The sequence below is a fragment of the Microcoleus sp. C2D2 genome, assembly GCF_036702495.1.
GTDB lineage: Bacteria > Cyanobacteriota > Cyanobacteriia > Cyanobacteriales > Microcoleaceae > Microcoleus.
In genome coordinates, this window is the sequence record NZ_JAUBTO010000239.1 from 1 (window position 1) to 8,027 (window position 8,027).

9 protein-coding genes are annotated in these 8,027 nt (G+C 43.4%); 8 read left to right on the forward strand and 1 reads right to left on the reverse strand.

The genetic code is table 11. From position 1 onward, the window contains the following. Positions 1–152: 152 nt before the first annotated feature. The 8 genes from QUB61_RS36440 (at position 153) to tilS (ending at position 7,198) form a co-directional block, all read left to right on the forward strand. Positions 153–617 (forward strand): hypothetical protein, encoded by a 465-nt coding sequence (locus QUB61_RS36440; protein WP_333136727.1) that lies wholly within the window; start codon positions 153–155, stop codon positions 615–617. Between the two features lie 3 nt (positions 618–620). Next, complete coding sequence (locus tag QUB61_RS36445) at positions 621–1,541, forward strand: hypothetical protein (RefSeq protein ID WP_333136729.1); 921 nt, start codon at positions 621–623, stop codon at positions 1,539–1,541. A gap of 392 nt (positions 1,542–1,933) precedes the next feature. Further along, a complete protein-coding gene (locus tag QUB61_RS36450; protein WP_333136731.1) occupies positions 1,934–2,587 on the forward strand; it encodes a hypothetical protein in 654 nt (217 codons plus the stop codon). A gap of 27 nt (positions 2,588–2,614) precedes the next feature. Next, entirely contained in the window at positions 2,615–3,448 is an 834-nt protein-coding gene (locus QUB61_RS36455) for an IS5 family transposase (RefSeq protein WP_333190378.1), read from the forward strand. Positions 3,449–3,776: 328 nt separating this feature from the next. Continuing rightward, positions 3,777–4,139, forward strand: coding sequence for a hypothetical protein (locus QUB61_RS36460; RefSeq protein ID WP_333136466.1), 363 nt, complete (start codon positions 3,777–3,779; stop codon positions 4,137–4,139). A 35-nt stretch (positions 4,140–4,174) separates the two neighbouring features. Then, positions 4,175–5,245 (forward strand): c-type cytochrome biogenesis protein CcsB, encoded by a 1,071-nt coding sequence (ccsB, locus tag QUB61_RS36465; RefSeq protein WP_333136464.1) that lies wholly within the window; start codon positions 4,175–4,177, stop codon positions 5,243–5,245. 232 nt (positions 5,246–5,477) lie between these two features. Then, a complete protein-coding gene (locus QUB61_RS36470) occupies positions 5,478–5,903 on the forward strand; it encodes a KGK domain-containing protein (protein ID WP_333136462.1) in 426 nt (141 codons plus the stop codon). Positions 5,904–6,037: 134 nt separating this feature from the next. After that, complete coding sequence (gene tilS, locus QUB61_RS36475) at positions 6,038–7,198, forward strand: tRNA lysidine(34) synthetase TilS (RefSeq protein ID WP_333136459.1); 1,161 nt, start codon at positions 6,038–6,040, stop codon at positions 7,196–7,198. A gap of 204 nt (positions 7,199–7,402) precedes the next feature. Here the strand turns inward: tilS and QUB61_RS36480 are convergent. Beyond that, positions 7,403–8,027, reverse strand: a 625-nt coding sequence (locus tag QUB61_RS36480) for a transposase (RefSeq protein ID WP_333136457.1), incomplete at its 5' end; no start/stop codon positions are given.

The following is an 8,027-nucleotide window of genomic DNA, read 5'->3' on the forward strand; positions in this document are numbered from 1 at the left end:
CTTTAAGTCGGGGAGTTTTTCCATTCCTTGATCTAATGTCTATCTCGTCTTCTTGTCAAGGGGGTTGAGCAATTACGTTTTTTCTTTTATCTTTCCATATTGCTACAGCTACCCCTCCCCCGCCTCCGACGTATACATGGTGTACTTATCAAATGATTCAAGTTAACACCAAAGAAATGATATCTGCTGCATATGGGATGGGCAACGTCCCGTCTGGTACAGATTTGAATGGTCTGTGCCAAGCGTTCTATACTAGAGATATCCGCGCTGAGGATAAACCTCTAGAGCTTGTTAGTGTTAGTGGTGTCCAAAACCAGACTAATCCTGATGCTTATTGGTTGGCAAATACTTCTAGACGTAAATTAACTCAAGAGGAGTTAGAGCAATATGAGTGTTTATTTAATAGAGATGGTGGTTCTGTTCTGTCTAGTAAAGTGCTAGATTTAATGCCTACTTCTCCTAATTCAATTCGCATTCCAGCTTTATTAATTGCAGCTTTAGAGAGTGTAAATTCTCCCGTTTTAAAGTTTGCTGCTGTTGTTAGCTATCGAACTGCTTTGCCTATAATGGTTATTGCTGGACTGGTTAAAGCTTGGAAGTTAGCATTTAAAAGATAGTTTATGCTTTTACGTTTCACTAAAATTGCAGGAGGGCTGAGGCTTCTTATTACAGAGGCTGCACCTATTGTTGTTACTTCTGCTAGTTTACTTTCTCTCCGAAGTGCTGCATATTTAGTTGGTTTTGGTTTAGGTAGTATAGCTAGCATTTGGCTTCCTATTATTGCAACATTAGTATCAATTACAGGATTTTTTAATGCTGGATCAAATACTCCTGAGTGTGAGGCATATCGCGCTCAGATGAGGTCTATTGATAATGCTAATCGTGCAGCTTATGCAGCTTGGCAAGTTGTCAATAAAGCTTATATAGATGGTCCATATAAAAATTATTTACTTGCTGCTCAGGCATTAGCTTTAAGCGCAGCACAACAATCTAAGTCAATGTGTGCAGGTCAGGTTGAATCTCGCCCTTGTGTTGTTTGTGCTGGATGTGGATATGGTGGCGGCTCTTGTTGTATTTCCACTACTTGTTATCCTCGTAATGAGTGCGAGGGTCAAAATTTTAATCGCCTTAATACAGGTCTTACAATGCCTGCCCCTCCGCCTCTTCCTGCAATACAAACTTATCCTGCTTGTTCTTCACCTAATTGTCCTCCTGGTAAGAAAGTCTGGACTCAAGTAATTTGGGCAAGTCCTGGGGGCAATTTTACAGACGTTAAGGGGTGTTTCATAATAGCTTATTCCCAGGATGCGCCTACTTTGGCTCCTAAAATAGAATACAATCCTTTTTTACCTAAGCTATTTGTAGAATCTCGCGCTATTTCCTACTATTTAGTACATGGGGATAGATATAGAGCATTGCAGGATAAGGATTGGAAAAATTTAGAAGCAGTCCAAGGATGGGATAAAGGATACTGGAGAAGCGAAGTAGTTGACCCTGAGTGTAGGGGTTGGCGTCCTGGTTGGAGTAAAATTGTTAAGTGATAATTATGAATTATTATTTGAGGTTGATTTTTAAGTCTTTTAAGTTGGGTCTTGCATTTAATTTGTTCACTTTATTTTTAATCGTTTTTTATACTCTGGTAGTTGAGTATTATTTTCGTCCTTTTCAAGTTGCTTTTAACCCTTTGATTGAATTTGGCACGGCTGTTTCTGGGAGGATAATTTTTACCGACGGCGATCCTAAAAATTATGCTTTCCGTCCGGCCTGGGCAAAAATCGAGTCTCAGTTTCGTTTGTTCATTCCTGAATTTCAGTTAAGGGCGGATTGGAAGCAGCCCGCGCCTCGCCTTGAGAGGTGGTGTAAAAGTCGAAATTGCTGCACTCATAGGATCGGATTTAGCGATCGCCGGATTTCTAACTTTAGATGCTTTACTTTGGATGATTGGTATTTGAGCAACCGCGATTTACTTGGCTCTCAGTTTGATGTGTCGGTTGTTTCAAACCTAGATGCCTTTTTATTTAAGCTTCCTAGGGGTTCTCGGGTCATTGTGAATGAACCTTTTGTATTATTCGCTAACCCCAAAAGTTTTAATGATTTTACTTCTTGGTTTTTGTCTTTGACCGCCAAGCATCCTGGTTTGCGTTTTGAGATCGGTTTGCAAGTCCATCTTCAATGGATTGATGCTTACTGGTGGCAATACCACGGCTGGCTTATTCCTGCTCTGGGTGAATTTGGTCGCCGTCATCACATTAAATGGGGTCTAACCGAATTTTCTATATACGACCGTGTTTGGAAATCCCGCCTCGCTTACGGTGGGGCTAATCCTGAGCGGATGAGGTTAATTGATCGTTTTGAGTCAATCATTCCTGATCGCTTTCGTCGTGCCGTCGTCGCGCATCAAGCTTACATTTTGCATCGTGACGCTTTTCGCGCTGGCGCTAGTCATTTCGTCCAGTGGGGCAACTTTCCAACTATTTGGTTTGCCTATGAGATAGATCCTGCTTACACTTCCACTTTCGCGCTTTATGATTTGGATGGGAATCCCCAATTAATAGACCTCTTGCGAAAGTGCGAGCGTTCTCGGTAAAATAAAAGAAAAAATTAGCTTAATAATATGAATTACGAACAATTACAAAAGTTAACGCCCAAAGACTTTAAACGCTACTGTGGAGTACATCAAGAGACATTCAAAGAGATGGTAAAAATAGTCAAAGCGGAAAAAATACTTCAAAAAAAATCAGGAAGACCAAGTAAATTGTGCGTAGAAGACCAAATCTTAATGACATTATCCTATTTGCGAGAATATCCTAGTTTTTTTCATCTGGGAATTAAATGGGGTATTAATGAATCAAATGCTTATCGAATTGTAATTAGAACTGAGAAAGCTTTAATAAATTCAGGTTTATTTAATTTACCTGGTAAAAAATTTCTTTATCAAAGTCAAAATGAGATAGAAACTGTAGCGGTGGATGTGTCAGAACATGAAATAGAGCGTCCTCAAAAAAAGCAAAAGAAATATTATAGTGGAAAGCAAAAATATCATACAATAAAATCGCAAGTTTTAGCCAACACAAAAAGTACCGAAATAATATGTACAGCTTTTAGTAACGGGAAAACGCATGATTTTAGTTTGTTTAAAAAAAGCAAGCTCGGGATGAATAAAGAACTTGAGCTTTTAGGTGATAAGGGTTATCAAGGAATAAAAAAGATTCATACTAATAGTAGAACACCGCTCAAAAAAATAAAAAATAAAAAACTGACTCAAGCCGAAAAAGTTTTAAATCGGCAACTAGCAAAAGACAGAATTATTATTGAAAATATACATCGAAGTTTAAATATATTTAGAATACTTTCATCAAGATATCGAAATCGAAGAAGACGCTTCGGATTAAGATTTAATTTGATCGCTGGTATTTATAATTATGAACTTTATTTGAAGACAAATTAGCGCTCGCCTGAGACTTTCGCAAGAGGTCTAATGTTCCATCTCAAAAACAGGTTTCGTTTGTGGGTGAAAAAGCTTTTCTTAGGTAGGACTCTTCAACTGTAGAAGCTAAAGGGCAAAAACTACTTGCTGTTTTTCAACTTTTCCAAAAGTAGTTTACTAAGAGGGGGCCTGAGATAGTAGGGAATCTTTACCATAACGGCAGTTTATCTAGAGAGTGAAAGCCTTAAGTATCCTTACTATAGCGGTACACAATCTCACTTAAGAAGCTTGAGAACACAGGGTTTCTGCTACTCCATCTTTCTGAGAAAGGCTATATGCAGGACTACCCTTGATTGCTTTTTTGAGATTTACCAAAACTTTTAAAGATGTAAATTGCTTTACAGCAGCTTTACGGAAATTTGAGAAAGCCCTCACTCCCAAAACATCTTCCACCATCATCAATCAGCTTCTGGGCCGCCAGAAGAATACCCGCCCCCATAGCACGCTTAACCTCCTCCCAGCAACAGCGGATGCACCAAATACCGCCCCACAACCCAGGAAGCCGAGGGGGAGAGCGTTTGACGTATTTATTTGCCTGTTCGGGTCGATCGCCCGCGGGCATCTCAACAACCGCCAACAAGTCACAATTCCCACAAAAATTCAAAATCCCAAACCCAAAACTGCCCAACCCCAGTACGATCGATCTAGTTAGCAAAAATAAGTAAAAACATTACCGGAGTAATTTTTATGGATCTGGTCGTACTCCAGAACTGGCTGGACAACATCTCCTTCGCCATTTTGTTCTCAACAATGCTAATTTACTGGGTTGGCGCAGCTTTCCCCGGCATTCCCTACTTGGGGGCCCTAGGAACCGCAGGAATGGCCGTCGCCAACCTATCCATCGCTGCTTTACTCGGTTCTCGATGGATAGAAGCCGGCTACTTTCCCTTAAGCAATCTCTACGAATCCCTATTTTTCCTAGTTTGGGGAATCACCGCCATCCACCTAGTGGCGGAAAACATGAGCCGTTCCCGCTTAGTAGGAGTAGCCACATCCCCCGTAGCAATGGCAATATCCGCCTTTGCAGCCCTGACTCTGCCCGCAACCATGCAATCTGCAGAGCCCCTAGTACCCGCCCTCAAATCAAACTGGCTGATGATGCACGTTAGCGTCATGATGCTGAGTTACTCAACTTTAATGGTAGGAGCGCTACTGGCGATCGCCTTTTTAATCGTCACCCGCGGTCAAAAAATCGAACTCACCGGTAGTTCCTTCGGCACCAACAGCAACCGCAACGGCAACTACCGCCTCCAACGCCCTCAAAACCCCGAACCTCAAAGTGCAGAAACCAGCGCCGACACCGCATTAGTGTTCAGCGAACCCTCTTTCAACTCCAACAATAACGGTTTGGGCACCACCGCAGTGCTCGAATTAGCAACCGTTCAAACCCCATCAACCGCCTCAACTCAAACCGCAGAACTTCTCTCGCCCCAGCGCTTGAATCTAGCAGAAACTCTTGATAACATTAGCTATCGCATCATCGGTTTAGGATTCCCCTTACTGACAGTTGGCATTATTGCCGGTGCTGTTTGGGCTAACGAAGCTTGGGGATCGTACTGGAGTTGGGACCCGAAAGAAACTTGGGCGCTGATTACTTGGTTGGTTTTTGCTGCCTACCTGCACGCCCGCATTACTCGCGGCTGGCAGGGAAGACGCCCAGCAATTTTAGCCGCCACAGGTTTTGTGGTAGTTTGGATTTGCTATCTAGGCGTTAATCTGTTAGGCAAAGGTTTACATTCCTACGGTTGGTTTTTCTAATTCCCGATCCACCAACGGGCCACAGAAGAACAGGATAAGTCAAACAATAGGGATTAATATTCTCTCCGGTTGTAGGGTGGGCAATTCCCACCTTACTCAACCCGCGAGGCTGTCAAATTTTCTGCTCTCGAACCTAGAACCTAGAACCTCTTTCCTCAACATCCATCCGTTAAATCCGTTACATCCCGTACACTGCTCGTTGCCGAACTTCATTAAAATAAGGACAATGGATATGGACGAATCGCCAATATTTCCCCAAGAAGACGATGTTTTGTCTGCCCCTACCAGCGCTTTGATGTATCAATGTACATTCAAAGTCAGCGAATTTATGGCCATTATGCAGTCAAAATTGGTAGAGGAAAAGTTATTCTCAGACGGCATGGATTGCGAGCTATTAAGAGCCGGAAAAAACTGGACAAAAGGAAAACTTAGGATGCGTCTGGAGTTCAGCCCGAGCGAACCTGAGATCAAAGAACAAAAAGCCCTTTCTGTCGCCCCGGAAATATCAGACACCGTGCAAATCAACGGCGCAGATAGCTCAAATCAAACCGATATAAATGAGCAATTAAATCTCAGTGAATCAACACAAATAAGTAATAATATTCCAATGTCTAGGTATCCCGACCGCGACCCCCAAAGTCTAGGAATGTGGAGCTAAGAAGCCAAAGGCTGGGAGATAGGGAGATAGGGAGAGGGGGACGATCCCCTTCTTTCCTCAAAATCCATCCGTTAAATCCCCTACACTCCTCGTTGCCGAACTTCCTTCTTTTTGCTTAATGAAAAACTGCTCTCATGGCTGAATCTTCCAATTGGACGCACCTCCACGCTCAACTGCACCGGACGCTGTTGCACCGACAAATATTGCCATCACATCAGCGATTGTTAGTAGCAGTATCCGGCGGACAAGATTCTCTGTGTTTAATTAAATTACTGCTAGATTTGCAGCCAAAATGGGGCTGGAACCTAGGGATTGCTCACTGCGATCACCGTTGGCGTTCTGACTCGGAAGCCTCGGCCAATCATGTAGAACAATTAGCTAAAAACTGGGGAATATCCTACTATTTGGAAACAGCATCGGACATCCCCAAAACAGAAGCAGCCGCCAGACAGTGGCGATATCAAGCTTTAACCGAAATTGCGATCGCCCACAACTACCCCTACATTGTTACAGGCCACACAGCCAGCGATCGCGCCGAAACACTCCTCTACAACCTGATTCGCGGCAGCGGCGCCGACGGACTTTCCGCCCTCACCTGGACGCGGCCCCTGCTCGATTTTCGATTGCCGATTTTAGATTTTAGATTGGGGAATTCCGGCGAAAATCCCAACTCCCAAATATCTGCCGATTTTAGGTTGGAAAATCAGGATGAAAATTCCCAATCGAAAATCCAAAATCTCAAATCTAAAATCTATTTAGTCCGTCCCTTGCTGGAAATAACTCGCTCACAAACAGGTCAATTTTGTCAAGAGCAAAAACTACCAATTTGGGAAGATTCCACAAATCAAGACTTGCAATATACGCGCAACCGCATTCGATCGGAATTATTGCCTTATTTGGAAACTCATTTCAACCCAAAAGCCCAACAAGCGCTAGCTCAAACAGCCGAACTCCTCCGCGCCGACGTAGAATATCTCGAACTTGCAGCCAGCGACTTGCTACAGCGAGCAATGTCTCCAATTGGAGATAATCCGCAGGTGAATTTTCAACTTCCCGTCAAGTTAAATCGCCCGATTTTGCGCGAAGCACCCCTGGCATTGCAGCGACGGTCAATGCGGCAACTACTGCAACAAATATTGCCCTCCGCACCCAGCTTTGAAAGCGTAGAAAAACTAACCAGCTTAATCGTAGCGCCCAACCGATCGCAAACCGATCCATTTCCTGGAGGAGCGATCGGTCGAGTGGAAAACCCTTCGATAATTTTAGCGAGACAGGGGGGAATCCCCACAACATAACCACTTCGGCATCGCGCGAGGATGAGAGTCGAGTGAGTTGACGATTGCACCGCCGACTCTCATGGACTCTTTGTCACTCTCTTTCATCGAGGCGGTGCAATCGTCAACGAACAAAATCCTTGCTCTATCTCTGAATCTATGCGATCGGGGTTACTAGAGCGTCGGTTCAGTATTAGGTATTGACAAGAAAAAGGCTGTATGCAGTTACCCGGTCAATGAGTTCGACTCTATGCTCGGTTTAATTGGCAGAACCTTATCCATTCGAGCAATGACATGAAGGTTATGGACAACAGCGACTCGGCGTAGTGAGAAGAGATTTTTACGTTGTCCAATATAGCGGGCACGATTCCCCTGCCAATGACCAATATGAGCTAAAGAATGTTCAACTGTAGTACGCTCTCTCAATTCTTGACGACCAATAGTAGTGGATTGACGCGCTCGCAACTCTTGCATTAAGGCTTCATCAGCATGAATTGATATACTGCGTCCTTTTTTACTGTTCGTACAGTCTTCCCTCAGAGGACAAATTGCACATGCACTCTCAGGAAAATGAACAACTTTTCCGGGTTCAAATGGGATACTTACCTGATTTGGGCAGCTAATTAAATGCGTATCCCAGTCTAGGAAAAAGGCATTTTTATCAAACCGGCCAGAATTTCTGACCGGCCACGCCTTAGAAAATATTTTTAATTGCTCATCCCGCTGTGTGACCCAATGACTGGATAAATAAGCTCGGTCAATATGTAACTCAGCTAGAGCGCCAGTCCAGTAAAAAAGGTTGACAAAAAGCAGGAAGTATGATGGGCTAGAAAAACTAGCCCAGTAAGTG

Coding starts and splice junctions, on each gene's coding strand:
- QUB61_RS36445 (WP_333136729.1), top strand. CDS start 621: ATGCTTTTACGTTTCACTAAAATTGCAGGAGGGCTGAGGCTTCTTATT.
- tilS (WP_333136459.1), top strand. CDS start 6,038: ATGGCTGAATCTTCCAATTGGACGCACCTCCACGCTCAACTGCACCGG.
- QUB61_RS36470 (WP_333136462.1), top strand. CDS start 5,478: ATGGACGAATCGCCAATATTTCCCCAAGAAGACGATGTTTTGTCTGCC.
- ccsB (WP_333136464.1), top strand. CDS start 4,175: ATGGATCTGGTCGTACTCCAGAACTGGCTGGACAACATCTCCTTCGCC.
- QUB61_RS36440 (WP_333136727.1), top strand. CDS start 153: ATGATTCAAGTTAACACCAAAGAAATGATATCTGCTGCATATGGGATG.
- QUB61_RS36455 (WP_333190378.1), top strand. CDS start 2,615: ATGAATTACGAACAATTACAAAAGTTAACGCCCAAAGACTTTAAACGC.